Origin of the sequence: Streptomyces sp. NPDC058619 (assembly GCF_042717785.1) — a bacterium.
Classification (GTDB): Bacteria; Actinomycetota; Actinomycetes; order Streptomycetales; family Streptomycetaceae; genus Streptomyces.
Genome location: NZ_JBHXQN010000001.1, coordinates 99,763 through 126,739, shown reverse-complemented (window position 1 = coordinate 126,739; position 26,977 = coordinate 99,763). Strand labels below are relative to the sequence as shown.

24 protein-coding genes, 2 pseudogenes and 1 riboswitch are annotated in these 26,977 nt (G+C 72.7%); of the genes and pseudogenes, 12 read left to right on the top strand and 14 right to left on the bottom strand.

The window, feature by feature from the left end:
- Window positions 1-12: 12 nt before the first annotated feature.
- Complete coding sequence (gene rocD / locus ACFWTC_RS00620; protein WP_383929803.1) at window positions 13-1,218, bottom strand: ornithine--oxo-acid transaminase; 1,206 nt, start codon at window positions 1,216-1,218, stop codon at window positions 13-15.
- Between the two features lie 119 nt (window positions 1,219-1,337).
- A riboswitch (ZMP/ZTP riboswitch) is annotated at window positions 1,338-1,428 on the top strand.
- Window positions 1,429-1,462: 34 nt separating this feature from the next.
- On the opposite strand from rocD, the gene glyA reads away from it, so the two are divergent.
- The 4 genes from glyA (at window position 1,463) to ACFWTC_RS00600 (ending at window position 5,743) form a co-directional block, all read left to right on the top strand.
- Window positions 1,463-2,731 (top strand): serine hydroxymethyltransferase, encoded by a 1,269-nt coding sequence (glyA, locus tag ACFWTC_RS00615; RefSeq protein WP_384025968.1) that lies wholly within the window; start codon window positions 1,463-1,465, stop codon window positions 2,729-2,731.
- Between the two features lie 229 nt (window positions 2,732-2,960).
- On the top strand, window positions 2,961-3,974 hold the full coding sequence (gene trpS, locus ACFWTC_RS00610) for a tryptophan--tRNA ligase (RefSeq protein WP_383929799.1): 1,014 nt from the start codon (window positions 2,961-2,963) through the stop codon (window positions 3,972-3,974).
- An 85-nt stretch (window positions 3,975-4,059) separates the two neighbouring features.
- Window positions 4,060-4,656, top strand: coding sequence for a 2'-5' RNA ligase family protein (locus ACFWTC_RS00605; RefSeq protein WP_383929796.1), 597 nt, complete (start codon window positions 4,060-4,062; stop codon window positions 4,654-4,656).
- A 157-nt stretch (window positions 4,657-4,813) separates the two neighbouring features.
- A complete protein-coding gene (locus tag ACFWTC_RS00600; RefSeq protein WP_384025971.1) occupies window positions 4,814-5,743 on the top strand; it encodes a YihY/virulence factor BrkB family protein in 930 nt (309 codons plus the stop codon).
- A gap of 41 nt (window positions 5,744-5,784) precedes the next feature.
- On the opposite strand, the gene ACFWTC_RS00595 is transcribed toward ACFWTC_RS00600, so the two are convergent.
- Window positions 5,785-7,026, bottom strand: a complete 1,242-nt coding sequence (locus ACFWTC_RS00595; RefSeq protein ID WP_383929790.1) for a D-alanyl-D-alanine carboxypeptidase family protein — start codon at window positions 7,024-7,026, stop codon at window positions 5,785-5,787.
- Window positions 7,027-7,144: 118 nt separating this feature from the next.
- Between ACFWTC_RS00595 and ACFWTC_RS00590 the strand changes: the two are divergent.
- The 3 genes and pseudogenes from ACFWTC_RS00590 to ACFWTC_RS00580 form a co-directional block, all read left to right on the top strand.
- A pseudogene (locus ACFWTC_RS00590) lies at window positions 7,145-7,378 on the top strand (SCO4848 family membrane protein); the annotation flags it as partial.
- A gap of 107 nt (window positions 7,379-7,485) precedes the next feature.
- Complete coding sequence (locus tag ACFWTC_RS00585) at window positions 7,486-8,817, top strand: metallophosphoesterase (protein WP_383929787.1); 1,332 nt, start codon at window positions 7,486-7,488, stop codon at window positions 8,815-8,817.
- A 135-nt stretch (window positions 8,818-8,952) separates the two neighbouring features.
- The gene (locus ACFWTC_RS00580; RefSeq protein ID WP_383929785.1) at window positions 8,953-10,863 is read left to right on the top strand and encodes a DUF4157 domain-containing protein; all 1,911 of its coding nucleotides are present in this window, start codon (window positions 8,953-8,955) and stop codon (window positions 10,861-10,863) included.
- Here the strand turns inward: ACFWTC_RS00580 and ACFWTC_RS00575 are convergent.
- The 9 genes from ACFWTC_RS00575 to ACFWTC_RS00535 form a co-directional block, all read right to left on the bottom strand.
- Entirely contained in the window at window positions 10,860-11,600 is a 741-nt protein-coding gene (locus ACFWTC_RS00575; protein WP_383929783.1) for a TetR family transcriptional regulator, read from the bottom strand. The two genes, ACFWTC_RS00580 and ACFWTC_RS00575, sit on opposite strands and share 4 nt — an antisense overlap.
- Window positions 11,601-11,611: 11 nt before the next feature.
- The gene (locus tag ACFWTC_RS00570) at window positions 11,612-12,040 is read right to left on the bottom strand and encodes a thiol-disulfide oxidoreductase DCC family protein (RefSeq protein WP_383929781.1); all 429 of its coding nucleotides are present in this window, start codon (window positions 12,038-12,040) and stop codon (window positions 11,612-11,614) included.
- Window positions 12,041-12,062: 22 nt separating this feature from the next.
- The gene (locus tag ACFWTC_RS00565) at window positions 12,063-12,467 is read right to left on the bottom strand and encodes a hypothetical protein (protein ID WP_383929778.1); all 405 of its coding nucleotides are present in this window, start codon (window positions 12,465-12,467) and stop codon (window positions 12,063-12,065) included.
- Between the two features lie 299 nt (window positions 12,468-12,766).
- Entirely contained in the window at window positions 12,767-13,318 is a 552-nt protein-coding gene (locus ACFWTC_RS00560; protein WP_383929775.1) for a hypothetical protein, read from the bottom strand.
- Between the two features lie 151 nt (window positions 13,319-13,469).
- On the bottom strand, window positions 13,470-14,237 hold the full coding sequence (locus tag ACFWTC_RS00555) for a succinate dehydrogenase iron-sulfur subunit (RefSeq protein ID WP_267723222.1): 768 nt from the start codon (window positions 14,235-14,237) through the stop codon (window positions 13,470-13,472).
- Entirely contained in the window at window positions 14,237-15,991 is a 1,755-nt protein-coding gene (sdhA, locus tag ACFWTC_RS00550; protein ID WP_383929772.1) for a succinate dehydrogenase flavoprotein subunit, read from the bottom strand. Before sdhA ends, ACFWTC_RS00555 begins: the two co-directional genes overlap by 1 nt.
- 23 nt (window positions 15,992-16,014) lie before the next feature.
- Window positions 16,015-16,497, bottom strand: coding sequence for a succinate dehydrogenase hydrophobic membrane anchor subunit (locus ACFWTC_RS00545; protein WP_267723224.1), 483 nt, complete (start codon window positions 16,495-16,497; stop codon window positions 16,015-16,017).
- 5 nt (window positions 16,498-16,502) lie between these two features.
- Entirely contained in the window at window positions 16,503-16,883 is a 381-nt protein-coding gene (gene sdhC, locus ACFWTC_RS00540; RefSeq protein WP_078892868.1) for a succinate dehydrogenase, cytochrome b556 subunit, read from the bottom strand.
- Window positions 16,884-17,035: 152 nt separating this feature from the next.
- Window positions 17,036-17,641 carry a 2-oxo-4-hydroxy-4-carboxy-5-ureidoimidazoline decarboxylase gene (locus ACFWTC_RS00535; RefSeq protein ID WP_383929770.1) on the bottom strand — a complete coding sequence of 202 codons (606 nt, stop codon included), beginning with the start codon at window positions 17,639-17,641 and terminating at the stop codon, window positions 17,036-17,038.
- A gap of 387 nt (window positions 17,642-18,028) precedes the next feature.
- Here ACFWTC_RS00535 and ACFWTC_RS00530 point away from each other — a divergent pair, with 387 nt between their 5' ends.
- Complete coding sequence (locus ACFWTC_RS00530) at window positions 18,029-18,793, top strand: RNA polymerase sigma factor (RefSeq protein ID WP_384026071.1); 765 nt, start codon at window positions 18,029-18,031, stop codon at window positions 18,791-18,793.
- Window positions 18,793-19,890: a hypothetical protein gene (locus ACFWTC_RS00525; protein ID WP_384025973.1), complete on the top strand. Its 1,098-nt coding sequence runs from the start codon at window positions 18,793-18,795 to the stop codon at window positions 19,888-19,890. The genes ACFWTC_RS00530 and ACFWTC_RS00525 overlap by 1 nt, the downstream gene beginning before the upstream one ends.
- Window positions 19,891-20,104: 214 nt before the next feature.
- Here the strand turns inward: ACFWTC_RS00525 and ACFWTC_RS00520 are convergent, their stop codons facing one another.
- Complete coding sequence (locus ACFWTC_RS00520) at window positions 20,105-20,959, bottom strand: peptidoglycan-binding protein (RefSeq protein WP_383924364.1); 855 nt, start codon at window positions 20,957-20,959, stop codon at window positions 20,105-20,107.
- Between the two features lie 555 nt (window positions 20,960-21,514).
- On the opposite strand from ACFWTC_RS00520, the gene leuE reads away from it, so the two are divergent.
- Window positions 21,515-22,165, top strand: coding sequence for a leucine efflux protein LeuE (leuE, locus tag ACFWTC_RS00515; RefSeq protein ID WP_384025976.1), 651 nt, complete (start codon window positions 21,515-21,517; stop codon window positions 22,163-22,165).
- Here leuE and ACFWTC_RS00510 read toward each other — a convergent pair.
- Together ACFWTC_RS00510 and ACFWTC_RS00505 are read right to left on the bottom strand one after the other, a co-directional pair.
- On the bottom strand, window positions 22,158-23,609 hold the full coding sequence (locus tag ACFWTC_RS00510) for a polysialyltransferase family glycosyltransferase (RefSeq protein WP_384025979.1): 1,452 nt from the start codon (window positions 23,607-23,609) through the stop codon (window positions 22,158-22,160). The two genes, leuE and ACFWTC_RS00510, sit on opposite strands and share 8 nt — an antisense overlap.
- Complete coding sequence (locus tag ACFWTC_RS00505) at window positions 23,609-24,604, bottom strand: glycosyltransferase family 2 protein (RefSeq protein ID WP_384025983.1); 996 nt, start codon at window positions 24,602-24,604, stop codon at window positions 23,609-23,611. Before ACFWTC_RS00505 ends, ACFWTC_RS00510 begins: the two co-directional genes overlap by 1 nt.
- A 176-nt stretch (window positions 24,605-24,780) precedes the next feature.
- On the opposite strand from ACFWTC_RS00505, the gene ACFWTC_RS00500 reads away from it, so the two are divergent.
- Window positions 24,781-26,133, top strand: a complete 1,353-nt coding sequence (locus ACFWTC_RS00500) for a DUF6716 putative glycosyltransferase (RefSeq protein WP_383924352.1) — start codon at window positions 24,781-24,783, stop codon at window positions 26,131-26,133.
- Window positions 26,130-26,531, top strand: a pseudogene (locus ACFWTC_RS00495) (cytidylyltransferase domain-containing protein); the annotation flags it as partial. The gene ACFWTC_RS00500 and the pseudogene ACFWTC_RS00495, both read left to right, overlap by 4 nt.
- Window positions 26,532-26,977 lie beyond the last annotated feature (446 nt).

The following is a 26,977-nucleotide window of genomic DNA, read 5'->3' as shown; positions in this document are numbered from 1 at the left end:
GGCCGGGTCCGGCTAGGAGGAGAGGACCGACCGGAGCTGCTCCAGCCCCCAGTCCAGGTCCTCCTTGGAGATCACCAGCGGCGGGGCGATCCGGATCGTCGACCCGTGGGTGTCCTTCACCAGCACCCCCCGCTCCATCATCTTCTCGGAGATCTCCCGGCCGGTCCCGCGCGCCGGGTCGATGTCCACGCCCGCCCACAGCCCGCGCCCCCGCACGGCGGTCACCGCGCCGCCGCCGACCAGCACGTTCAGCTCCCGGTGCAGGTGGTCGCCCAGCTCGGTGGCCCGCTGCTGGTACTCGCCGGTCCGCAGCATCGCGACGACCTCCAGCGCCACTGCGCAGGCCAGCGGGTTGCCGCCGAACGTCGAGCCGTGCTCCCCGGGCCGGAACACCCCGAGCACGTCCCGGTCGGCGACGACGGCCGAGACCGGGACCACGCCGCCGCCCAGCGCCTTGCCCAGGAGGTACACGTCCGGGACGACGCCCTCGTGCTCGCACGCGAAGGTTCTGCCGGTCCGGCCGAGGCCCGACTGGATCTCGTCCGCGATGAACAGCACGTTCCGCTCGCGCGTCAGCTCCCGTACGCCCTGGAGGTAGCCCGGCGGCGGCACCAGCACCCCCGCCTCGCCCTGGATCGGCTCCAGCAGCACGGCGACGGTGTTCTCGGTGACGGCCGCGGCGAGCGCGGTGAGGTCGCCGTACGGGACGATCTCGAAGCCCGGCGTGTACGGCCCGAAGTGGTCGCGGGCGTCGTGGTCGGTGGAGAACGAGACGATCGTCGTGGTCCGCCCGTGGAAGTTGTCGGCGCAGACCACGATCTTGGCGTGCCCGTCCGGCACGCCCTTGACCTCGTACCCCCACTTGCGGGCGGTCTTCACCGCCGTCTCGACCGCCTCCGCGCCCGTGTTCATGGGCAGCACCATGTCCTTGCCGCACAGCGCGGCCAGTTCGGTACAGAAGTCGGCGAAGCGGTCGTGGTGGAAGGCGCGGGAGGTCAGCGTGACCCGCTCCAGCTGCGCGCGGGCCGCGTCGAGCAGACGGCGGTTGCCGTGGCCGAAGTTGAGCGCCGAATAGCCGGCGAGCATGTCGAGGTAGCGGCGCCCCTCCACGTCGGTCATCCACGCGCCTTCCGCGGAGGCGACGACGAGGGGCAGCGGGTGGTAGTTGTGCGCGCTGTGCGCCTCGGCGGAGCGGATGGCATCAGCAGTTGTCGACACGGGGTCTCCGATCGTCCGTCTTGCCGGGTGAGCAGGTGACGAGGGTGGCGTCACAGTCTTATCGTCGCTCGTATTGCGGACGCGGAAACCTCCCGTGCGGCGCGCCCGCTAGGGTGAGCGGCACGCACGGCGACTGGCGCACGGAGAAACGACTCCGGGGGAGTCGTGCGCGCAGATCCGCACACAGGGCCGCTCGCCTGGGCCTCGCGGGGTACCGATCCCCATCGACCCCGGAGGAGCCCGCATGTCCGCGAGCCGCCATCCCGCCCTGTCCGCGACCGACCCCGAACTGGCGTCCTTCGTCGCGGCGGAGGAAGTCCTCCAGGCGCAGACCCTGCGCCTGATCCCCAGCGAGAACTACGTGTCCGCGGCCGTCCTGGAAGCCTCCGGGACGGTGCTGCAGAACAAGTACAGCGAGGGCTACCCCGGCCGCCGCTACTACGAGGGCCAGCAGAACATCGACCGCGTCGAGGCCCTCGCCGTCGAGCGGGCCAAGGGCCTGTTCGGGGTGGACCACGCGAACGTCCAGCCGTACTCCGGCTCCCCGGCCAACCTGGCCGTCTACCTCGCCTTCGCGAAGCCCGGCGACACCGTCATGGGCATGGCCCTGCCGATGGGCGGCCACCTCACGCACGGCTGGGGCGTCTCGGCGACCGGCTCGTGGTTCCGCGGCGTCCAGTACGGCGTGCGCCCCGACACCGGGCTGATCGACTACGACGCCGTACGGGAGCTGGCGCTCGCCGAGCGGCCGAAGCTGATCTTCTGCGGCGGCACCGCGCTGCCCCGCACGATCGACTTCGCCGCCTTCGCCTCGATCGCCGAGGAGGCGGGCTCGGTCCTGGTCGCGGACGTCGCCCACATCGCGGGCCTGATCGCGGGCGGCGCGCACCCGTCCCCGGCGGACCACGCCGACGTCATCTCCACGACCACGCACAAGACCCTGCGGGGCCCGCGCGGCGCGATGCTGATGTGCCGGGAGGAGCACGCCAAGGCCATCGACAAGGCCGTCTTCCCGGGCCTCCAGGGCGGCCCGCACAACCAGACGACGGCCGGTATCGCCGTCGCCCTCCACGAGGCGGCGCAGCCCTCCTTCACGGCGTACGCGCACGCGGTCGTCGCCAACGCCAAGGTGCTGGCCGCGGCCCTGCTGGAGCGCGGCTTCGACCTGGTCTCGGGCGGCACGGACAACCACCTGATCCTGATGGACCTCACCTCGCGGGGCGTTGCGGGCAAGGTCGCCGCCAAGGCCCTCGACCGGGCGGGCATCGTCGCCAACTACAACACCGTCCCCTTCGACCCGCGCAAGCCGTTCGACCCCTCGGGGGTGCGGATCGGCACGCCGTCGCTGACCTCCCGCGGCCTGACCGCCGCGCACATGCCGGCGGTGGCGGACTGGATCTCCCGCGCGGTGGACGCCGCCGCCAAGGGCGACGAGCCTGCGCTCGGCGCGATCCGCGCGGAGGTCGCGGACCTGATGGCCGCCTTCCCGGCCCCGGGCCTGCCGTTGTCCTGACCCGCGGAGCCGTTGCCGGGGCACTGCCCCGGACCCCGCGCGGGCACGTCTCGCCGGCGTCGGCACTGCGCGGTGGCGCAACGCAAAGCGGTCGCTCGGCCGGGGCGGGATCCGGCCGCCGCGCTACCGCCCGGTACCCGTGCGGGGCCGGGCGGGGCAGCGGCGCGACCCGGGAGGTTCCGGCCAGCGGCGGACCGGAGCCCGCCCCCGCACCTGAGAGAATGGGGCCATGGCTTCTGATCGTCCTCGCGCGCTCTCCGGCATCCAGCCCACCTCCGGTTCGTTCCACCTCGGGAACTACCTCGGAGCCATCCGCCAGTACGTCGCCCTCCAGGAGACGCACGACGCCTTCTACATGGTCGTCGACCTGCACGCGATCACGATGCCGCAGGATCCCAACGACCTCCGCGCGAACACCCGGCTCTCCGCCGCGCAGCTGCTCGCCGCCGGCCTGGACCCCGAGCGCTGCACGCTCTTCATCCAGAGCCACGTGCCGGAGCACGCGCAGCTGGGCTGGGTCATGAACTGCATCACCGGCTTCGGCGAGGCCGGCCGGATGACCCAGTTCAAGGACAAGTCCGCGAAGCAGGGCGCGAACAACGCCACCGTCGGCCTGTTCACGTACCCGATCCTCCAGGTCGCCGACATCCTGCTGTACCAGGCGAACGCCGTCCCGGTCGGCGAGGACCAGCGCCAGCACATCGAGCTGACCCGCGACCTGGCCGAGCGCTTCAACCAGCGCTTCGGCCAGACCTTCACCCTCCCCGCCGCGCACATCGTCAAGGAGGTCGCGAAGATCTACGACCTCCAGGACCCGTCGATCAAGATGTCGAAGTCGGCCTCCTCGCCCAAGGGCCTCATCAACCTCCTCGACGAGCCCAAGGCCACCGCGAAGAAGATCAAGAGCGCGGTGACGGACACCGGGGCCGAGGTCCGCTTCGACGCCCAGGACAAGCCCGGCGTCAGCAACCTGCTCACCATCTACTCCACCCTCACCGGCGAGACGATCCCGTCCCTCGAAGAGAAGTACGAGGGCAAGGGCTACGGCGCGCTGAAGACCGACCTGGCCGACGTCATGGTCGATTTCGTCACACCGTTCAGGCAGCGCACCCAGGAGTACCTGGACGACCCGGAAACCCTGGACTCCCTCCTGGCCAAGGGCGCGGAGAAGGCCCGCGCGGTCGCCGCCGAGACCCTCGCCCAGACGTACGACCGCCTCGGTTTCCTGCCCGCCAAGCACTGACCGGACAGAGGGCCCTGGCGAGATCGGGGGTGCTGCCGCCACACTGGGCGGCAGCAGTCCAACCAGACAGACGGAGGAGAGACACGTGGGGACCGTAACGCTCGGCGTTTCGATCGCGGTCCCGGAGCCGTACGGCAGCCAGCTCCAGCAGCTGCGCGCAGGCTTCGGGGACGCTGCCGCGCACGGCATCCCCACGCACGTCACCCTCGTGCCGCCGACCGGGGTCGAGGCGGACCGGCTGCCGCAGATCCGGGCCCACCTGGCCCAGGTCGCGGCCGCGTTCCGCGCCTTCCCGATGCGGCTGTCCGGGACGGGGACCTTCCGCCCCCTCTCGCCGGTGGTCTTCGTCCGGATCGCCGAGGGCGCCCCGGGCTGCACCCGCCTCCAGGGCGAGGTCCGCGACCCGTCGGGGCCGCTCAGCCGCGAGCTGGCGTTCCCGTACCACCCCCACGTGACGGTCGCCCACGGGATCTCCGAGGAGGCGATGGACGTGGCGTTCGAGGCGCTCGCCGACTACGCGGCCGAGTGGCTCTGCGAAGGCTTCGCCCTCTACGAGCAGGGCTCGGACGGGGTCTGGCGCAAGCTGCGCGAGTACCCGTTCGGGACCGGTCCGACCGGCGTCCCGGCGCAGTGCGGCTCGCCGGCAGGCGCGGCCGCCGAGCCGACCGTACGGCCCTCCTGACGGAGCGGCCGCAGGACCCGGTGCGTGCGGAACCTGAGCCCGCGCAGGACGAGGGAGTGGAACGGGCGGGCCTTCGGGCGAAAAGTCACAATCGACGACCGTAGTCCCCGAAAGCGGCAATCCCGGCTATTTCCTGCGGCTCAATTACGGTGACTCCATGGACTGGCTGACGAAACTCCCGGTGATCGGGCCGCTGGCGGCCCGTCTGATGCGCACCCACGCGTGGCGTTCGTACGAGCGCCTCGACCGCGTGCACTGGACCCGGCTCGCCGCCGCGATCACCTTCATCAGCTTCCTCGCGCTCTTCCCGCTGATCACGGTGGCCGCCGCCGTGGGCGCGGCGCTGCTCAGCAAGGAGCAGCTGGCCACGCTCCAGAAGAACCTCGCCGAGCAGGTCCCCGGCATCTCCGACCAGCTCGACCTCGACGCGCTCGTCGCCAACGCGGGCACGATCGGGCTCGTCGCCGGCGCCATCCTGCTGTTCACCGGCATCGGGTGGGTCGGCGCCATGCGGGACTGCCTGCGCGCGGTGTGGGACAAGGACGACGAGGACGAGGGCAACCCCTTCTCCCGCAAGGGCAAGGACGCCCTGGTGCTCCTCGGCCTCGGCGGGGTGGGCCTGGCCTCGGCCGCGGCCTCGACCTTCGGGTCCAGCGCGGTCGGGAAGTCCGCCGAGTGGCTGGGCATCCCGCGCGACGGCGCGGGCGGCGCGCTCCTGCGGTCCGGCGCGTTCCTCGTGGGCGTCCTGGCGGCGTTCCTGCTGCTGCTCTACGTCCTGACCCTGCTGCCCGGGGTCGAACCGCCGCGCGGCCGCCTGATCCAGGCGGCGCTCATCGGCGCGGTGGGCTTCGAACTGCTGAAGCTGCTGCTCAGCGGCTACATGCGGGAGGTGGCGGCCAAGAGCATGTACGGGGCCTTCGGCGTGCCGATCGCCCTGCTGCTGTGGATCAACTTCACGGCGAAGCTGCTGCTCTTCGTGTCGTCCTGGACCGCCACGCGCGCCGACGCGGACGGCGACGGCGCGCAGGACCCGGACCCGGACCCGGACCGCAAGCCGGACGCCGGCCCGGAGCCAGCCCGGTCTTAGCGGGGACTGCGGATCGGCCGTTCCGGGCCGGCCGTTCCGGGTCAGCCGCGGCCCGTGCCGCGGCGGCCGCGCGGCCAGCGCCGGTTCACCACGAACGCGCCGCCCGCGAGCGCGGCCAGCGCGCCGCCCGCGACACCGAGCGCGGTGCCCACACCGCCGCCGGCCCCGCCGGCGCCGGCCGCCCCGGGGCCGCCCTCGTGGGACTGGGCGGGGGAGCCGTACGAGGAGGTGTCCTCGCTCTTCGGCGGCACCAGCTCACCCACCGGCTTGACCTTCCCGGCCGCCGCGAAACCCCAGTCGAAGAGCGCGGAGGTCTCCTCGTAGACGGCGTTGCCGCCGCCCGCGCTCGGGTTCATCACCGTGACCAGCAGCTTCCTGGACCCCTGCTGTGCCACGCCGGTGAACGTGGACCCGGCCATCGTGGTGGTGCCGTTCTTGACGCCCGCGATGCCCTTGTACGGGGCCACGCCGTGCGCGCCCGTCATCAGCCGGTTGGTGTTCTGGATGCCGAAGGACTCGCGGGCCTTCCCGGTGTCCTGCTTGCCGGGGAACTGGGCGTTCGCCGTGCCGCAGTACTCCCGGAAGTCCTGCTTCTGCAGTCCGGAGCGGGCGATGAGTGTGAGGTCGTACGCGCTCGACACCTGCTCCGGGGAGTCGTAGCCGTCGGGGGACACCACGTGGGTGTCCAGCGCCTGGAGCTCCTCGGCGTGGGCCTGCATGTCCCTGACGGTCTTCTCGAAGCCGCCGTTCATGGCCGACAGCACGTGCACGGCGTCGTTGCCGGACATCAGGAACACGCCCAGCCACAGGTCGTGGACCGAGTACTCGTGGTCCTCCTTGACGCCCACCAGGCTGCTGCCCGAACCGACGCCGGAGAGCTCGTCCTCGCTGACCTTGTGGACCCGGTCCTTGGGGAGGCTCGGCAGCACGGTGTCCGCGAAGAGCATCTTCATGGTGGAGGCCGGAGGGAGGCGCCAGTGCGCGTTGTGTGCGGCCAGGATCTCGCCCGACTCGGCGTCGGCCACGACCCAGGACCGCCCCGACAGGTTCGCGGGGAGGGAGGGGGCGCCGGGCAGCAGGTTCACCTGGGTTCCCGGCTGGCCCAGCGCCGCTCCACCGACCGTGGACATGGACGCGGGCGGCGCGGCCGCCGACGGGGCCTTGGCGGGCCCGCCCTTCCCGTCGGCCGGCGGGGAGGGCGCGGCGTGCGCGGGGACCCCGAGGACCGAGGGGATCAGCAGCGCGGCGGAAAGGACCGTCAGCGCGGTCTTCTTTGCAGACACGCAGGTGAAAGTACATCCCGATGTACTGCATGCCGTCGCTGACCGGTAATTTCGAAGAAACCGCCGGGACAGCCCACCCCGGCGCGTCCGTCCTGAGGACGAATCCGATACTGAGGTCATGAAACTCAGCCGTTCCTCCGCCTGGTTCCTACTCGTCTTCGGAGTGTGGAGCTGGTTCATCTGGGTGTCTTTCGTCCGGAACCTGTGGAAGAACGGCAGTGGCCTGGCGTTTGACGCGGCGGGCGATCCCACTTCCTACTTCTGGGTCCACCTGACCCTCGCGGTGTCGTCCCTTCTCCTGGGGACGGCCGTCGGAGTGATCGGGTTGCGAGGGGTCCGGGCGCTGCGGCGCGGATCACGTCCGGGGACGGACACGGACGCGGGCACGCGCGCGGACACGGGTGCGGGCCCGGCCGCGGGCCCGCGCACCGGGCCGGACGCCGGATCGGGACCAGCCGCATGATGATCGTGGTCTTCGTTCTCGTCGCGCTGGCGGTCCTCGCCCTGCTGGCCCTGGTGCACCGCTGGCTGTGGATCCGTCTGGTCCGGGACACCACGGCCCCCGGCGGCCTGCCCCGCCGCATCGGCACGTCCTTGGCCATCGCCCTGCCCCTCCTCTCTGTGGCCGCCCTGACCGCCGGCCGCGCCGGGGCCCCGTTCTGGCTCCAGCAGGCGGTCGCCTGGCCCGGGTTCCTCTGGCTCGCGGTGCTCCTGTACCTGACCCTGACGATGCTGGTCGCGGAGCCGATCCGCGCGCTGTTGCTCCGCCGTCTGGCCCACCGGGCGCCCTCCGAGGCGGTACCCGCCGCTTCGGGCGCCCCCGCGAACGCCCCTGCGAGCACCCCCGCCAGCGCTCCGGCGGCCGCCGCCGGGAACGCCTCCGTCGCCGCCCCGGCCTCCGTCTCCGCCCCGGCGCCCGCTCCCGCCCCGGCGCCCGCCGAGGTGCCGGCCGGGCCCGCCGTCCACGGGCCGAGCCGCCGTACGCTCGCGCGCGCCGTCGGCGGCGCGGCCGCCGCCGTGGCCGTGGGGACCGTCGCGAACGGCGCCCGCGGGGTGCTGCGGGGCCCGACGGTCAAGCGGGTCAAGGTGCCGCTGGCCAAGCTGCCGCGCGGGGCCCACGGGTTCCGGATCGCCGTCGTCAGCGACGTCCACCTCGGCCCGGTCCTCGGCCGCGCCCACACCCGGCGCATCGTCGACGCCGTCAACCGCACCCAGCCCGACGTCATCGCCATCGTCGGCGACCTGGTCGACGGGAACGTGCACGACCTCGGGCCGGCCGCCGAGCCGCTGCGCGAGCTGCGGGCACGCCACGGTTCGTACTTCGTCACCGGCAACCACGAGTACTTCTCCGGCGCCGCGCAGTGGGTCGACCACGTCCGGGAGCTCGGCCTGACCCCGCTGGAGAACGCCCGCCGCTCGCTGCCGTACTTCGACCTCGCCGGGGTGAACGACATCGCGGGCGAGAGCGAGGGCCAGGGGCCCGACTTCCAGGCCGCCCTCGGCGACCGCGACCGGGCCCGCGCCGCGGTACTCCTCGCCCACCAGCCCGTCGTCATCCACGACGCGGTACGGCACGGCGTGGACCTCCAGCTGTCCGGGCACACCCACGGCGGCCAGCTCTGGCCGGGCAACTACCTCGCCGAGCTCGCCAACCCCACCGTCGCCGGCCTGGAGCGCTACGGGGACACCCAGCTCTACGTCTCCCGCGGAGCCGGCGCCTGGGGGCCCCCGGTCCGCGTGGGCGCACCGTCCGACATCACCGTCGTGGAACTCGCCTCACACCAGGCCTGATCCCCCGGCCGGACGCGTCCCCTGTCCTTCCGGGCAGCGCGGTGTGCCCCGGGGCCGGCGCGTTCCGCCCTTCCGGGCCGCCGGGGCTCCTGTTGTCGTGGTCGGGACCGCACCCGGCGATGGGGGAGACCACCAGTGGTTCACGAGCACGTGTCGGAGCAGGGCCCCGACAGGAAGACCGCGGCACCCAGGGTCTCCGCCCCCGCGGGGGCGGCCGGCCTGGCGGCCCTGCAGCGCACCGCCGGCAACGCCGCCGTCGTGACGATGCTCCAGCGGGCCGGTCAGGCCCAGGACCGGCACCGGCACGGTGCGGGCTGCGGGCACGGCGTACGGGGGCAGGCCGGGGCCGACGAGGCGCAGGTGCAGCGCTCGGCGGTCCACGACGTCCTGGCCGCCCCCGGACGGCCGCTCGACGACGCGCGGCGGGCCGAGATGGAGGCCCGGCTCGGCGCGGACTTCTCCGACGTCCGCATCCACGACGACGGCGCCGCCCGCGCCTCGGCCGCCGAGGTCGGAGCCCGGGCGTACACCTCCGGCAGCCACATCGTCATCGGTGACGGCGGGGGCGACGAGCACACCCTCGCGCACGAGCTGACGCACGTGATCCAGCAGCGGCAGGGGCCGGTCGCGGGCACCGACAACGGCGCGGGGCTCAAGGTCTCCGACCCATCCGACCGGTTCGAACGCGAAGCGGAGGCCAACGCGACGCGGGTCATGGCCGGGCCCGCCCCGGACGCCGACCGGCACGCCCCCGCGGGGCACCGCCCCGAAGGGCCGGTGCGGCCGGCCCCCACGGCGGCGTCGGAACCGGTGACCGTGGCACGCCTGGTCACGGCGGAGGACTTCAAGGAGCAGAGCAAGGTCCCCCTCGCCCCGCGCGGTGAGCTCAGGGCACTGGACCGGCTGCTGGAGGAGTACCAGGCGCTGGGCCGGCGCGACTACCAGGGCCGGGCCGACGTGCTGGTACGCATCGCGGCTGCCGCCGCCACGGCTCTGCAGGGACGTCCGAAGGAGAAGCGGCGCGCAGCGGTCGAGGCGGTCCGCGTCGAAGCGGGCGCGGAGGGTGCGATCTACGGCCGGCTCGCCGCCGCGCTGACACTGCCGCCGGAGCTGGCCTCCCCGGAGCTGATCGACGTGTACGAGGAGATCCTGCCGCGCATCCAGGGCGCAGCGGGGAACTCCGAGCTGACCCTCCTCTCCACCATGGTGTCCGAGGAGCTCCAGCGGCGGGTGGGCGGCTTGCTGACCGCGTCGAAGGACGGCAGGGCCCAGGGCGCCGCCGCGGACAAGGCCGCCGCCGGCGCCGCGGCCGACGCGGCCCTGGCCGGCCTGCTCGCCAGGGACATGGACGCGCTGCTCGCGATGGCCGTGGACCCCGGAGTGCCGGGGGAGACCCGGGCGGTCCTCACCGAGGTGACGGACCTGCGCGGCCACGTGGACCTGGGCGTCGGCATGCCGGGGACCGTGAGGGACGAGGCCACCGGCCGGTACACGATGAACCACGCGGTGAACCAGACGGAGGGGCGGACCGAGCGCCTGGGCTCCCTCGCACACGAACTGACCCACGTGGCGGCCGGTGAGAGCTACCACAACACGGCCATCCTGCTGCTGTGCGACAGCGGCCTCGACAAGGAGCAGATGCGGGCGATCGCGCTGGAGCGCGCCGGGCACGCCCGCGCCCTGAAGGGCTTGCTCACCGACGACATGGTCACCGGCCGGCAGCGGAGCCTGATCGAGAACAAGCTCGAATACATGACCAAGAACGGTCAGATGGGCAAGTACGTCGCGGGCTTCAAGGCGAAGCTGAACGCGGAGGACGAGACGAGGACGCAGATGCTCGAAGCCCTCGCCCGGGAGGAGTCCGAGGCCAGCGCGTCCCTCGTGGAGTACGACACCGTCCTGACCCAGCTCCTGGTCTACCTGCACTCCTGGCGGGTGCCGGTGGACCACCCCTTCTACCGGGAAGTGCGACGACTCGCCCAGGCCCAGCGCGAGGGCCGCCTGGCGGCGCCGGCGCCCGCCGCGGCCCCGGCGCCGAACGGCTAGGACCCGTCCCGGGCGGGGTCGGGGTCCGGGTCCGAGGCCCGCTTCTTCGACACCACCGTCTGCGCCATGCCCGGCAGGAAGTCCGCGAACAGCTCGTGGACTTCCCGCACCAGCGGCCGCAGCACCCGGAACCGGGCCAGGACGATGCCCCGCGTCGTCAGCTGCGCGCCGCGCTCGGCGAGACCGCGGGTCTTCTGACTGTCCGGAGAGCGGTCGAAGACCCAGTACAGGACCAGGCCCATCTGCGAGAGCCACATCAACTCCGGCAGCACGTCCGCAAGTTCGGCCGGAACCTTGGTCTTCGCGCCCGCCAGCACCTCGCGGTGGATGTCGATCGCCGCCTTGCGGGCGGGCTCCGACTCCGGGGAGAAGGGGCTGAGCGGACTCTCGGGATCCGCCGCGTTCTTGAAGAACTGGGAAGCGAACTCGTGGTACGGGGCCGCGATGTCCATCCAGCTGGTCAGTACGCCCGCGAGGCGCTTCTGCAGATCGGTCTCGTTGTCCAGGATGGGCCGGACCGCCGCCTGATGGGCGGCGCCGATCCGGTCGTAGAAGCCCTGGACCAGGTGTTCCTTCGATTCGAAGTAGTAGTAGGCGTTGCCGACCGAGACACCGGCCTCCTTGGCGATGCCCCGCATGGTCGTCTTGTCGAAGCCGCGCTCCTGGAAGAGCCGGAGCGCGGTTTCGAGGATGAGCGTGCGGGTCTGCTCGCTCTTGGGAGCCTTCTGATCAGTCACGGTGTACGAGCCTATCCGGGGACGGAGCACCGGTCGTCACAGACCGGTGCCTCCGCCCGCGCGGGGTCGTTCCCCGCCACCGGCGGGCCGTCTTGCGTCCGTACGGCCTGCCGCCAGGCGGACGCGGTGTACAGGGCGGCGCGGGCGAAGGGGCGGCCCGCCGGGGTGGCGAGCCAGTTGGCCTTCGGCCGGTGCTCGGCCAGCGCCCACAGGCACACGATGAAGGCGTCGGTCCCCCTCCACACCTGACCCGAGTCCCCGACGACGGTGATCTCCTTGAGCGTGGAGGCGTGGTCGAGCCGCGGGAACCGCCGCTGCGCCTCGTAGGACGCCGCGGGCACCAGGTCCAGGGGGACCAGGTGGCGCTGCCCGATCAGCCAGTGCCTGATGTGGACGCAGACCGGGCAGCCGGCGTCGTACAGGACGGTCAGTCTGCGCACCGCTCCCGGGGCCGTCACCGGCTCAGGCCCCGGCCGGCGCGGTCCACCCCTGGGGGGCGACCGGCGGGATGTGCCGGCGCTCCATGACGCCCCGGCGGCGCATCCTGGTCAGCACCCACACGTTCCCGAGGTGCATGACACCGAGGACGAGCAGGACGACGCCGAGCTTGAGCGACAGCGCCTCGAAGAGGCCGCGGGCGTCGAGGATCGTCTCGCCCGAGCGCAGGTAGAGGGTCACGAAGCCGATGTTCACGAGGTAGAAGCCGACCACCAGGAGGTGGTTCACGGCGTCGGCGAGCTTCTCGTTCCCCTGGAGGACGTCGCCGATGAAGACGCGGCCGTTGCGGCTGAGCGTGCGGGCCACCCAGACGGTGAGGCCGATGCTGACGAGCAGGTAGATGACGTACGCGACCACGGTGAGGTCCATAGCCCTCAGCCCCCTTGAACGTGTTCAAATGCTTGGCAGGGCTGACTCTAGGGCGTTTTTTGAACAAGTTCAAGCGAACGTCCGCCCGGAGTCGGGCGCGTGCGTCAGCGGCCCGACGGGAGCCGACCCGGTCCCCGGCCGCCGGGCGGGCGCCGGATCCCGCGGTGGTGGGGGCGTTCCGGCGCACGGTGCTCGCGGCCGTCGGCGGAAGCGGCGATGAGGGCCCGGCCCGCGCAGCCTGGGATGGCCCGCGCGGCGGGGGTGGGGGTCCGGGCGGGGCAGCCGCTCCGGACCGCCCCTCAGAAGCTCAGTGAGCGGGCGTAGTTGACCTGGTTCATGACCCACGCGTACGCGTGGGCGTCCGCCGCCGGGATCATCGTGGAGTGGTGGCGGCCGCCGCTGGTGACCGTGACCTGGATGTAGCCCGTCGTGACCTTCTCCTTCATCAGGAGGAAGAGCAGGCCCAGCAGGCAGAACACCGCGAAGACGACCGCCAGCACGATGGCGTGGGTCGGGATCTTCTCCTCGGTGCGCGAGAAGTCCGTCGCGTTCCACATCGCGCCCTGCAGCGGCATCGGTCCCGACGGGGTGATGATCTGGTCGCCCACGACGCTGATGTCGCCGAGGGACAGCACCGCGCCCCCGCCGCCGCCCGTGCCCGGGCCGTACGCCGGTACGGGGAAGCCCGCGCCGCCGAGGGTCGGCTGGTAGGCGGAGGCTGCCGGATAGGGCTGCGGGTAGCCGTAACTGGCCTCGCCCGGACCCCATCTGTAGTCGCCCTGGCCGGACGGGCCGGGCTGGCCGCCCTGACTCGGGTCGCTCGCGTAGGGGTTGGGCTGCTGCTCGCTCATACGGCCGATCCTTCCACAGGCACGCCCGCCCCCGTACCCCACGTGCCCGGATCGGACCGTTCCCGCACGCCGGAGCCCCGTGTCCCGGACGGTGGTCCGGGGCACGGGGCTCCGTACGGCTACTGCCGCGGGGTACTGCCGAGGGGGCGGATCAGAAGCGGCGCGTGATCAGGGCGCGCTTGACTTCCTGGATCGCCTTCGTGACCTCGATGCCGCGCGGGCACGCGTCGGTGCAGTTGAAGGTCGTGCGGCAACGCCACACGCCGTCCTTGTCGTTCAGGATCTCCAGCCGCTGCTCGCCGGCCTCGTCGCGCGAGTCGAAGATGAAGCGGTGCGCGTTGACGATCGCCGCCGGGCCGAAGTACTGGCCGTCGTTCCAGAACACCGGGCACGAGGAGGTGCACGCGGCGCACAGGATGCACTTGGTGGTGTCGTCGAAGCGCTCGCGGTCCTCGGCGGACTGCAGGCGCTCGCGCGTCGGCTCGTTGCCCTTGGTGACGAGGAAGGGCATCACGTCGCGGTAGGCCTGGAAGAACGGCTCCATGTCGACGATGAGGTCCTTCATCACCGTGAGGCCCTTGATGGCCTCGACGGTGATGGGCTTCTCCGGGTTGATGTCCTTGATCAGCGTCTTGCAGGCGAGCCTGTTCTTGCCGTTGATCCGCATCGCGTCGGAGCCGCAGATGCCGTGCGCGCACGAGCGGCGGAAGGTCAGCGTGCCGTCGAGGTCCCACTTGATCTTGTGGAGACCGTCGAGCACGCGCTCCTTCGGGTCGATCTCGACCTGGAAGTCCTGCCAGGTCGACTCTTCCGAGATCTCCGGGTTGAAGCGGCGGATCCGGAAGGTGACCGTGATGAAGGGCGAGGCGGCTGCCGCGGCCTCCATCTGGTCCGTCTTGGACAGGGTCGGGGTGGCCATCAGTACTTACGCTCCATCGGCTGGTAGCGGGTGACGACGACGGGCTTGTAGTCCAGCCGGACGGAGTCCTTGCCGTCGGCGTCCACCTCGCGGTACGCCATGGTGTGGCGCATGAAGTTGACGTCGTCGCGGTTCGGGTAGTCCTCGCGGTAGTGACCGCCGCGGGACTCCTTGCGCGCCAGCGCGGACACGGCCATCACCTCGGCCAGGTCGAGCAGGTTGCCCAGCTCGATGGCCTCCAGCAGGTCCGTGTTGAAGCGCTTGCCCTTGTCCTGGACGGACACGTTGCGGTAGCGCTCGCGCAGCTCCGCGATCTTGTCGACCGCGGTCTTGATGGTCTGCTCCGTGCGGAACACCATCACGCACGCGTCCATCGTCTCCTGGAGCTCCAGACGCAGGTCGGCGACCCGCTCGCGGCCCGTGGAGTTGCGCAGCTGCTCGACGAGGTCGACGACCTGCTGCGCCGGGTTCTCCGGCAGCTCGACGAAGTCGTGCGCGTGGGCGTACGCCGCCGCGGCGATGCCCGAGCGCTTGCCGAAGACGTTGATGTCCAGCAGCGAGTTGGTGCCCAGGCGGTTCGCGCCGTGCACCGACACGCACGCGACCTCGCCGGCCGCGTACAGGCCCGGGACGACGGTGGTGTTGTCGCGCAGGACCTCACCCTCGACGTTGGTCGGGATGCCGCCCATGGCGTAGTGCGCGGTGGGCTGGATCGGGATCGGGTCCGTGTACGGCTCGATGCCGAGGTACGTACGGGCGAACTCGGTGATGTCCGGGAGCTTGGCGTCGAGCTGCTCCGGCGGCAGGTGCGTCAGGTCCAGGTACACGTGGTCCCCGGCCGGACCGCAGCCGCGGCCCTCGCGGATCTCGGTGTAGATGGAGCGCGAGACGACGTCACGGGACGCGAGGTCCTTCATGACCGGCGCGTACTTCTCCATGAAGCGCTCGCCGTCCTTGTTGCGGAGGATGCCGCCCTCACCGCGGGCACCCTCCGTCAGCAGGATGCCCATGCGCCAGATGCCCGTCGGGTGGAACTGGAAGAACTCCATGTCCTCCAGCGGCAGGCCGCGCCGGTAGCAGGCCGCCTGGCCGTCGCCGGTGAGGGTGTGCGCGTTGGAGGTCACCTTGAAGAACTTGCCGGTGCCGCCGGAGGCGTAGATGACGGACTTCGCCTGGAACACGTGGATCTCGCCGGTGGCGAGCTCGTACGCGACCACGCCGGCCGACTTCGTGACGCCGTCCTCCTCGACCAGGAGCTGGTCCAGGACGTAGAACTCGTTGAAGAACTCCACGCCCTCCTTGACGCAGTTCTGGTAGAGCGTCTGGAGGATCATGTGGCCCGTGCGGTCCGCGGCGTAGCAGGACCGGCGGACCGGCGCCTCGCCGTGGTTGCGCGAGTGGCCGCCGAAGCGGCGCTGGTCGATGGTGCCGTCCGGGGTGCGGTTGAACGGCAGGCCCATCTTCTCCAGGTCGAGGACGGCGTCGATGGCCTCCTTCGCCAGGATCTCGGCGGCGTCCTGGTCGACCAGGTAGTCACCGCCCTTGACCGTGTCGAAGGTGTGCCACTCCCAGTTGTCCTCTTCCACGTTGGCCAGCGCGGCGGCCATGCCGCCCTGCGCGGCGCCCGTGTGGGAGCGGGTGGGGTAGAGCTTCGTCAGCACGGCGGTGCGGCTGCGCTTCGTCGCCTCGATGGCGGCGCGCATGCCCGCGCCGCCCGCGCCGACGATGACGGTGTCGTACTTGTGGATCTTCATTGGTTGCGCCTCAGCCCCGTTGCCTAGCGGATGTTCGGGTCGAAGGTGAAGATCACCAGCGTGCCCAGAAGGATGGTGAACACCGTGGCGGTGTAGAGCAGGCCCTTCAGCCACAGCCGCGTGTTGGCGCGCTCCGCGTAGTCGTTGATGACCGTACGCAGACCGTTGCCGCCGTGCAGCATGGCCAGCCACAGCATCAGCAGGTCCCAGACCTGCCAGAACGGGGACGCCCAGCGGCCGGCCACGAAGGCGAAGCCGATCTTGGAGACGCCGCCGTCCAGCACCAGCTGGATCAGGAGGTGGCCGATCACGAGCACGACCAGGACGATGCCCGAGAGGCGCATGAAGAGCCATGCCACCATCTCGAAGTTGCCGCGGGTCGAGCGCGGGGTCTTGCCGGTCCGCTTGCGCGGGGCCTCGATGTACGGGGCCGGGTTGTCGACGTCGTAGAGGGACACGCCCTCGACGTCGCCGACGACCTTGGGGGAAGAAGTGTCAGAAGACATGCGTGTCACTTCCCGAACAGTTCAAGGTAGGCGTGGCCGAGTACGGGGTAGAGAGCCCCGACCATCAGCACGATCCAGATGCCCACGACGGTCCAGAGCATCTGCTTCTGGTAGCGCGGGCCCTTGGACCAGAAGTCCACGGCGATGACACGGAGACCGTTGAGCGCGTGGAACAGGATTGCGGCGACGAGGCCGTACTCCAGCAGCGCGACGATCGGCGTCTTGTAGGTAGCCACCACGTCGTCGTACGCCTCGGGGGAGACGCGGACGAGAGCGGTGTCGAGGACGTGTACGAACAGGAAGAAGAAAATGAGGACGCCGGTGACTCGATGAGCCACCCAGGACCACATTCCTTCCCGGCCGCGGTACAACGTTCCAGCCGGCACGGAAAACCCTCCGGAAGCGGGGCGGGGGCCAGCCGGCTTCTTTGTCGGTCGGGCCCGGCCGGGTACGGTCCTCCGGCCCCGGACATCGTAGCGACGCTTTGTCGGTTCCCTTGCGCGGGGGTCATCGGTGTGATCAAACAGGCACGGACGGACTATCCCACAGGGGCAAATAGCCCGAATTCGTCCGCAGTCAGCCCATCGGCCGACGTCAGCCAGCGTGTCAGGTCCAGGAGCCGGCCCTGCGCGACCCGGCGCAGCTCGTCCGCGGAGATCGAGCGCTCCTCGTCCACCTCGTGCGCCATCCGCCGCCGGATCGCCGCCAGCAGCTGGTCCGCCTGCTCCTCCGGCGGGTGCCCGTCCAGGCAGATCACGAAGGCGTGGCCGAACGTGCGTTCGTACTCCGCGTGGGCCGCGTCGAGGGCGAGCAGCGCGGCGTACGAGGCGCCGTGGTCCAGTTCCGCCGAGCTCTCGGCGGCCAGCGCCTCCGTCAGGTCCGCCTGGGAGAGGTCGTACGAGGCCTCGTCGGCCGCGGCGAGCAGTACGCCGGCGTCGGGGTACGGGCGGTGCACGGCCAGCCGGTGGGCCCAGCGGCGGCTTCCGCAGCAGTGCAGCAGGGCGGCGTGGGCCGCCTCGGGGGAGAGGGCGTTGAACCGCGTCAGCCCGGAGCCGTGTACGGGGTCGGAGCTGCCGCGGGCCTGTGCCGGAAGATGGCTGGACAGCGGGGGGCTCCTCGGGGCGCGGCGCGGGTGTACCGCCACGCTAGCGACGTGGGGTCGGGTGTGTCGTACTCCCGCGGGGAAATCACCCGGAAGAGAGCCGAAAGGATGACGTGGACGCCTGGTACGGAGTGTGGGGCAGCCGTTCGGGCGGCACGCGGGTCGTCCGCGGGGACCAGCGCGGCGGACGGGACGGGAGGGGGAAGACGACCGAGGCCGCCACCCCCCACAGGAGAGGCCCCGGTCGCCGTCCGTCACGGACTCGTGCGACAAGCCCGTACCCCTGTCAGCGCCCCGAGTGCGTTTTGTGTCACACCTCGCTCCGCGCAGGGTTGGTTGCTGGTTGTACAACTCGTGGACGAAGGTGCGTGAAAGCCGTAACGTGCTGATTTGCGCCAGAGGTACAGGACAGTGAACGGGTTGGGGACTTTGCTGGGGGACGACGCGGAGCTGACCGCCGCGGTGCTCGCGGCACAGGACGGCGACGAGAACGCGTTCCGTGCTGTGTACCGCGCCGTGCACCCACGCCTGCTCGGATACGTACGCACGCTCGTCGGGGACGGCGACGCGGAGGACGTGACGTCCGAGGCCTGGCTGCAGATCGCCCGCGACCTCGACTCCTTCACCGGCGACGCCGACCGCTTCCGCGGCTGGGCCGCCCGGATCGCCCGCAACCGCGCCCTGGACCACATCCGCATGCGCGGCCGCCGCCCCGCCATCGGCGGCGACGACACGGAGCTCTCCGGCTGGGCCGCCGAGTGCGACACCGCGGGCGCCGCAATGGAGTCCCTCGCCACCGGATCGACCATGGCCCTGATAGCCCAGCTGCCCCAGGACCAGGCGGAGGCCGTCGTCCTGCGCGTCGTCGTCGGACTCGACGCCAAGACCGCCGCCGAGACCCTCGGCAAGCGGCCCGGCGCGGTCCGCACCGCCGCGCACCGGGGCCTGAAGAAGCTGGCGGAGCTGCTGGGCGCGCAGGGCGTGACGGGCGAGTTCGCGCCGGGCCGGGAAGCGGAACCGGAACCGGACTCGGAAGAGCGGGCCCCCGTCGGCCATAATGCCGGTGGCCAGGCGCGGGACGCCGGGGGCGGGAGGGATCTCGACGCCGTACCCGCACAACGCGGCCGTGGCGGGGGCCTCGTAGAGCAAACCGGTGTGACGCATTCACGTTGGCGGACGCAGAAGGACATGTGATGGCCGACGAGCGCAACAGGTGGCTGGACAGAGCCGCGGCGGACAGACTGCTGCGCGGAGAACCGGCGGAACCTGTGGGACCGTCCGCCGATCCGCGCGCACGGGGCGAGGCCGCACGCCTGCGCGCGGCCCTCGACGCCCTGGCGGAGCGGCCGCCCGCCCGCGGGGAGCTGCCCGGCGAGGCCGCGGCGGTCGCCGCCTTCCGTACCGCGCAGGCGGCGCGCGGCGCCTGCGGCCCGGCCGCGGCCCGGCCGCCGGCCGCCGCCTCCCGGGACGCCCTGCTCGACCTCGGCCGCCTCGCGCCGGCCCCGGCGCCCCGCCCCCGGCGGCACGTCCGGTTCGGCCTCGCTGCCGCCCTGGCGAGCGTGGCCGTGGGCGGTCTGGCCGCCGCGGCGGGAGCCGGGCTGCTGGACCAGGACCGCTTCGACAGCGCGGGACCCGTACCGGCGTTGTCGGTCAGCGCCGACGACGACGCGGCCCCGGACTCCGACGGCACCCTGCCGACCCTCGCCCCGCAGCTGCCGCCCACCCCGCTCCGGGACGGCCCGACCGTCCAGCCCGGCCCGGGGGGCGCCACGGCGACGCCGGAACCGGACGGGCGTACGGAGCCCGACGCCGCGGCCACCACCGGAACCGGAACCTCCACCGGAGGGCTCGCCGTCGGCGGCACCGGCAAGGATTCCCGGGGCAGTGCCCAGGGCGGCGCCGCCGCGGGCAAGGACGACGCGGGCGACACCGAGGGCAACGGGAACACGTTCGCCAACGGCGGCAGCAAGGAACGCGACCACGACCGGGCGAAGCGCCGGGCGGCGACCCTCTGCGAGGACTACCGGGCGGGACACCTCGACAAGGACCGCCGCGAGAAGCTGTCGGACCTGGCCCGGGGGCTCTCCCGCATCCCGCGCTACTGCGAGGCGCTGCTGGACGGGGTCACCGACGCCGGCGGCCTGCCCGGCGACGCCCCCGGCGCACCCGGCCGCTCGGGCGGGACGAGCGCGTCCGGCGGTGCGGGCGGGGACGGCGACGACGGCGTCTTCCGGGCCCCGACCCTGTCCCCGGCGCTGCCGGGCGGAGCGGGCCTGCGCGACCGCCGCTGATCGGTGCGCTGACCTGCCTGTAACACTTTTCGAACCGGCGACGCAGTACGTATCGAGCCGACTGGTCATCGGCCGCGCATGAGCCGGGGTTCCCCCCGTACCCCTGGGCTCTGCGCAACCGGCGCGGGCGGGGCACGTTCCCCCGGCCCTGCCCGCGCCCTTTACTTCCCAACCACCACCGCGGCCGGCGGACCTCCACCGGCCGCCACGGGCGTCACCAGTAGACGACGACCTTGTCGCCGACCTGAACCTGGTCGAACAGCGCGGACAGCTTGCCCTTGTCCCGGACGTTGACGCAGCCGTGCGAGGCGCCGGCGTAGCCGCGGGCCGCGAAGTCAGCCGAGTAGTGCACCGCCTGGCCGCCGCTGAAGAACATCGCGTACGGCATCGGCGTGTGGTAGATCGTCGACGTCCACTCCTTGGCCTTCCAGCCCACGTTGAACACGCCCTCGCGGGTCGGGGTGTTCTCCGAACCGAAGCGCACGTCCATGGTCGAGACGACCTTGCCGTCGATCATCCAGGCGAGGGTGCGGCTCTCCTTGCTGATGCACATCACCCGGCCCTCCATACAGCGCGCGTCCGGGGCGTCCGGCTCGTTGACCGTCGGCGGGCGCAGCTCGTCGGCGGTGGGCTTCTTGGTGGCGGCCTGGATCTTCTTCCAGGTGGGCTCGTCGACCGACCCGGTCGGGGTCAGGCCGTTCTTCGACTGGAAGGACCTGACCGCCGAGGTCGTCTTCGATCCGTAGAAGCCGGTCGGCGCGACCGACATCAGCCCCAGCTGCTTCAGCCGGGCCTGGAGCTCGCGCACCTGCTCGCTGTCGTCGCCGTTGGCCATGACCTGCTTCACCGTCGGCGACGGCGAGGCGGAGGCGGAGGCGGACGGCGAAGCCGACTTCGACGGGGACGGCGACGCCGACGCGGAGGGCTCGCCCGGCTTGTCGTCGGTGGTCGGGGAGGCATCGGGGGAGGCGCCCGCCGTGGGCGAGGCGGAAACCGACGAAGGGGAGCCCGGGGACTCCGACTTCTGCGGTCCGCAGGCGGTCGCGGCGAGCGCGACGGCGGTGACCAACCCAAGCGTGCGGATTATGGCTCTCTGGCGCTGCATTGCTGTCCCCCGTTTTCTACGTCGTGTAAGTAGGTGATGCCTAGGGCGCGCGGACAGTTGCACTGAGTTCCGGGATGTTGCGCCATTGTGACCGGGGGCCGCCCGCAGCCGTTCGAAGGAGTGCACGGACGGGGCACACCCAGCGGTAGCCGGGGAAGGTTCTATCAGTCCAGGACCCGGTTGTTCCACGCGGGGATGCCCGACGTCGCGCGCGCCGCGGGTGGGATTCCGGTCGAACCGGTCGGCGGGGCCCGCTGCCTGACGGGACGGGACCCGGCGGGCCGGCCGGGTGATCCGAGGTGTTTTCCGTACGCCCAGGGCATTCACCCGGGTTTGCGAACGGCGTACCCGGGCCGCGCCCCGGACCGTGCGCAAGGCGTGCGGCGGTGCGCGGGCGGCTGGTTGACGGGCGCGGTCCCCGGTGTCGCGCGCGGCTCCGGGGGTGCTTCGGACGGGGCCGGTTCCAGTGGGCGAAACGGGGTGGCGCGACAGGTGCAACCCTGTGGGACACTCCTGCGCATGCTGGGTGTGACAGATCTTCCGACGTACCTCGCCGGCATGGTGCTGATGGTGCTGCTGCCGGGTCCCAACTCGCTCTACGTGCTGTCCGTGGCGGTGCGCGGCGGAGTGAAAGAGGGTTACAAGGCCGCCTCCGGGGTGTTCACCGGCGACGCGGTCCTGATGGTGCTGACCGCCGCCGGCGCGGGCGCGCTGCTCCAGGCGAGCCCGCTGCTCTTCGGCGTGGTGAGGTTCCTCGGCGCGGGCTACCTGGCGTGGCTGGCCGTGGGGATGATGCGGACCGCGCGGGCCATGTGGCGCGACCGCAGGGCCACGCAGGAGGAGTTGCTGACCGGCGCGGAGCCGGAGGGCGGCACCGGCCGGCCCTACCGGCGGGCACTGCTGGTGAGCCTGGTCAACCCGAAGGCCATCCTGTTCCTGCTGTCCTTCTTCGTGCAGTTCGTCGACCCCGGGTACGCCTACCCGGCGCTGTCGTTCCTGCTGCTCGGCACGGTGTCGCAGCTGGTGAGCTGCCTCTACCTGTCGACGCTGATCTTCACGGGGACCCGGCTGTCGGCCGCCTTCCGCCGCCGCAAGCGGTTGTCGGCGTGGGCGACTTCGGCTGCGGGCGTGCTGTTCCTGGGCTTCGCGGCCAAGCTCGCCGTCAGCTGAGCGGCCGGCCGGAGCGGCCCGTACGCCGCAGCCGCGCGAGCCGGCGCACGGCCCGGCGCACCCTCGGGCTGCGCGGCAGGAACGCGAGCCGGGCGGGAATGCCGCCCGGCAGCCCCAGCACGGTCAGCCGGCGCCGGGTGACGTACGGCAGGGCGCCGGGGTCGGGCCGCCCGGCGAGGTGGGCCTCCGCCTCCGCCCGGCGGGCCGCCAGGATCCGCGGCTGCATCGTGAACCCGACCGTGGTGAGGAGCCCGGCCAGCTCGGCCCGGACCCGCTCGGGGCCGGGGGGCGTCCAGGCGCGGACCGCGTCCGGGTCGGCCAGGTCGGGGAGCAGGGCGTCGACCAGGGCGAGCGGGACGCGGTTGCTGTTCGCGTACGGGGTCAGGCGGGCCAGCACCGCGCCCGTTCCGGTGCGGGCTACGGGGAGCCCGTACAGGGTGGCGGCGGTCAGCAGGCCCGTGGAGAAGCAGCCGACGACCAGCGCGGGGCGCAGCCGCTGGTAGAGCGTCTCGGCCAGCACCGGGGCGGCGGCGACGGTCAGCCGGACGCCGAGCCGGGCGGCCTCCCGCTCGGCTTCGCGGGAGTACGCGGCCGGGGCGCCGGGGTGCGGTTTGAAGACCAGCTCGCGGTGGCCGAGGGCGTGTGCGCCGCGGACCATGTCCCCGTGCAGCCGCTCCTCCTCGGCGGGGGTCATGAGGTCGAGCGCGGAGAGGTACTGGCCGAGGAGGAGCACCGGGCGGCCGGGACCGGAGCGGTCGGGGCCGGCGGGAGTGGGGTTGGAGCGGTCAGGGCCGGCGCTGTCGGGGTCGGTGCCGCGGGGGAGGCCTTCGAGGCCTTCGAGGTCGGCGGGGTACGGGAGTTCGGCGAGCTCCGCGAGGACCTTCAGGAGGGGCTCCGCGGGCAGCGGCTCCGCCCGTACCCCGAACTCCGTCAGCAGCAGCGGCTCCAGACCCGGCACCAGGTCCGGGTGGAGCACCCGCCGCACCCGCATCCCGAGCTGGGGGTCGAGCCGGAAGCGGGTGGGCCCGTAGCTCATCAGCCCGTCGGCGTAGACGTCCACGGCCGCGCCCGGGAAGAGCCGGCACAGGGTCTGGGCGGGCGGCACCTGGAGCGACTCCACGACCAGCTCGACGCGGTCGTCGCCGAGATCCCACAGGGTGCGCAACTGCCGTTCCCACAACGGGACGTCCTCCGGGCGCGGGGCCCAGGTGCTCGGGTGCTGCGGTGCGATGACGGCGTTCCAGTCGAGCACCTCGTCGAAGCGGCCGCGCAGCACGGCGAAGCCCGGCATGTCCGCGAGGCCGGGGGTGACCTCGGCGGTCACGGCGTGGTTGCTGGTCAGCAGGACGCGGCGGCCGGCGGGCGGGAAGACGCCCGCGTCGATGCCCGCCGCGAGGGTGGCGGCGCCGTAGAGGGTCGAGGCCAGGAAGATCTGGGTGGGCATCAGGCTGCCGCTCCCCGCGGGGTGGGGCGGCCGAGCGGGCGGTGCGCCCGGCGGACGCGGCGCAGCAGGGCGGAGCGATCCGGGTCCATCGAGTCCAGGGCGCCGTCCAGCACGTCCTGGGGCATGCGTCCGAGCGCGGCCGCGCTCATCGAGCGGAGTTTCCTGGCCACGGCCGGTTCGTACCTTTCGATGGATCCGAAATGGTGGGCGATGATTGCGCAATATGTTCGGACGGCTTTCGGCATCAGCCGGTCCGATTCGTGGTCCGCCGCGGTCTCCGAGAGAACTTGATCAAATGCGCGGATGAAATCGAGCTGCCGTTCGTCTCCGATTTGCGTCAGCGAGGTGGAAATCCCGCGACGGTAGAAGATTCCGGGCATTCCGACGGTCGCGAAGGAATCCGCCTCCCGGTGCAGCCGCCAGATCCACGGCCGGTCCTCCGCCGTCCGCAGCCCGTCGGTGAAGCGCAGCACCCCGCGGTCCAGCAGCCGCCGGTGGTACATGCCGGCCCAGGCGTACGGGTAGTCCACCGACGTGGCCCGGTCCGCGGGCAGGATCGCGGTGCGCGGACCGGCGACGAGCGACTGCGGCCCGTACGGGACGCGCTGCACGCTCCGCGCCCTGCCGGTGCACTGCACGTGATCGGTACGGACGAAGTCGCAGCCCAGGGCCTCGATGGCGGCCAGCGTCCGGGCCAGGTGGCCGGGGGCCAGCCAGTCGTCCCCGTCCAGGAAGGCGAGGTACTCGCCGCGGGCGGCGTCCAGGCCGGTGTTCCGCGCGGTGGCCAGGCCGCCGTTTCGCCCGTGCCCGAGGAGGACCGCGCCGGGCAGCGTGCGGGCCGCCCGCTCCAGCACCTCGCCCGTCCCGTCCGTCGAGCAGTCGTCGACGAGCAGGAATTCGAAATCGTCCCGGGCGTTGGCTTCGAGGCTCCTCAGGGCATCCGGTGCGTACGTCCGCACGTTGTAGAACGGCACGACAACAGAGAGCTTGGGCACCCACCGGACGGTAGGGGGCCGCCCGGCATTCACCGTGGCCCCCGAGCGTATTCCACGTGAACGGCGCGGGGCGGGCGCGTAAACCCGTACGCTTTCGCATTTCGTCGACTGGTTGTTAACCCGCTGTTGTGCGGTCGTTGGGCCGGTCGGCGGCGCCGCGGAATAGTTTCTGCCGCGTGCCAGAAAGCAAGCTGCGCGTCGCCGTGCTCGCCGATTCCGATACGCGATGGAAATGGGGCGCTCTCACCGCCCGCCGTCTCGTGCCCGACCACCAGCTCACCGGATACCTGCTGCGCGGCCGCGCCACGCCCACCGACCGCCAGCTCGGCGAGGTGGGGGTCGGCGCCGACCGGCTGACCGAGGTGTCCTGCGCGGAGTTCCTCGACGAACTCGGGCGCGAGCGCTACGACGTGGTCGTCCTCGCGCTCGTCGGCGGCGCCGTCCAGGCCGTCCTGCACGGGGCCCGCGCCCTGTGGCCCGCCCCGGCCGAGCGGCCCGTACTCGTCACGGGCTACGTGGGGGTCGTCTACGAGAAGCTCGCCGACGGACTGCTGCTGCGGCACGGGGCCGACCTCGTCCTCGCCAACTCCCGCCACGACGCCGAGCGGTTCCGCGCCGTGTACGAGGGGGTGGGTGCGGACGCCGGCGCGGTGACGGAGACGGCCCTGCCGTTCCTGGGCGGGGCGCGGTACGCCCCGCCGGCCGGTGCCGCCGGTACCGGCGGGTCCGCGCACCGGGTGGTCTTCGCCGTGCAGCCCTCCGTCCCCGAGAGCCGCGCGGACCGCGCGTACCTGCTGGAGCGGGCGGCGCGGCACGCGCGGCTGCACCCCGGCCGGGAGGTGCTGGTCAAGCTCCGCAGCCGGCCCGGAGAGCACACCACGCACCTGGAGGAGCACCCCTACCAGCGGCTCGCGCAGCGGCTGCCGGGCGGGCTCCCGCCCAACTGCCGCCTCGTGTACGGGAACATGGGCGAGGTACTGGACACCGCCGACCTTCTGGTCACCGTCTCGTCCACGGCCGCCCTGGAGTCCCTGCACCGCTCCGTGCCGACCGCGGTCCTCACCGACCTCGGCATCCGCGAGGCCCTCGGGAACCACCACTTCCTCGGCTCGGGCTGCCTGGCCTCCTGGGACCAGCTGGACGCCGGGCTGCTCCCGCAGGGCGACCCGGAGTGGCTGCGCGCCCAGGGGGTCCGCCCGGCGTCCCCCGACGGCGCCGCGGGCGCGTCCCCCGACGACGCCTACGCGGCCGCCCGGAAACGGGTCGCCGCGCTGGCGTCCGGGGAGCTGCTGCCCTCCCCGGACCCGTACTACACGCTCACCACCGCCCCCGGCTACCTGCCCGGCATCCTGGCCCGCCACCGCCTGGCCCCCGACGGCACCCCGCTGCCCGGCGCCGTGCGCGCGAGCGCGGGGGAGTCCCGGCTGCGCCGCCGCCTGCGCGCCCACCTGCGCGGGGCCGCCCGCGGGGCGTACCGCCACGGGGTCCAGCGCGTGGCCCCGGTGATCCGCCGCCTGGGGGAGCTGTGACCGCGCCGCGGCCCGGGGCGCCGCGGGTGCTGGCCGTCGTACCCGCCCGGGGCGGCTCCAAGGGGGTGCCCGGGAAGAACCTCACCGAGGTGGCCGGAGTGCCGCTCGTCGCCCGCGCCGTACGGGCCTGCCTGGCCGCGCCGACCGTCACCGACGTGGTGGTCTCCACCGACTCCGCCGCGATCGCCTCGGCCGCCCGCGACGCCGGCGCCGAGCCGGTCACCCGCCCCCGCGCGATCTCCGGCGACACGGCGAGCAGCGAGTCCGCGGTCCTGCACGCGCTGGCCGCCTTCGAGGAGCTGCACGGCGCCACCGTGGACGTGGTCCTCCTCGTCCAGTGCACGAGCCCGTTCCTCACCGCCTCCGACGTCGAGTCCGTCGCCGCCGCCGTCGCCTCGGGGGAGGCCGACTCGGCCCTGACCGCGGCCCCGTTCCACGGCTTCCTCTGGCGGGAGCGCCCCGACGGGTCCGCGGCCGGGGTCAACCACGACGAGGCGTACCGCCCGAGGCGCCAGGACCGCCCGCGGGACCTGCTGGAGACCGGCGCCGCCTACGCCATGGACGCCGCGGGCTTCCGTACCGCCGGCCACCGGTTCTTCGGCCGCGTCCTGCCCGTCGCCACCGACCCGGCGCGGGCGCTGGAGATCGACGACCCGCACGACCTGGCCCGGGCCCGCCTCCTCGCCCCCCTCCTCGACCCCCTGACCCCGCACCCCGGGCTCACGGCCCCCGCACCGCACTCCGCAGACCCCGTACCCGCACCGCACCCCGAGCTCCCCGCACCCGCCGTGCTCCCCGCACACCCCGCAGACCCCGCACACCCCGTACCCACGCGAAGGACGTC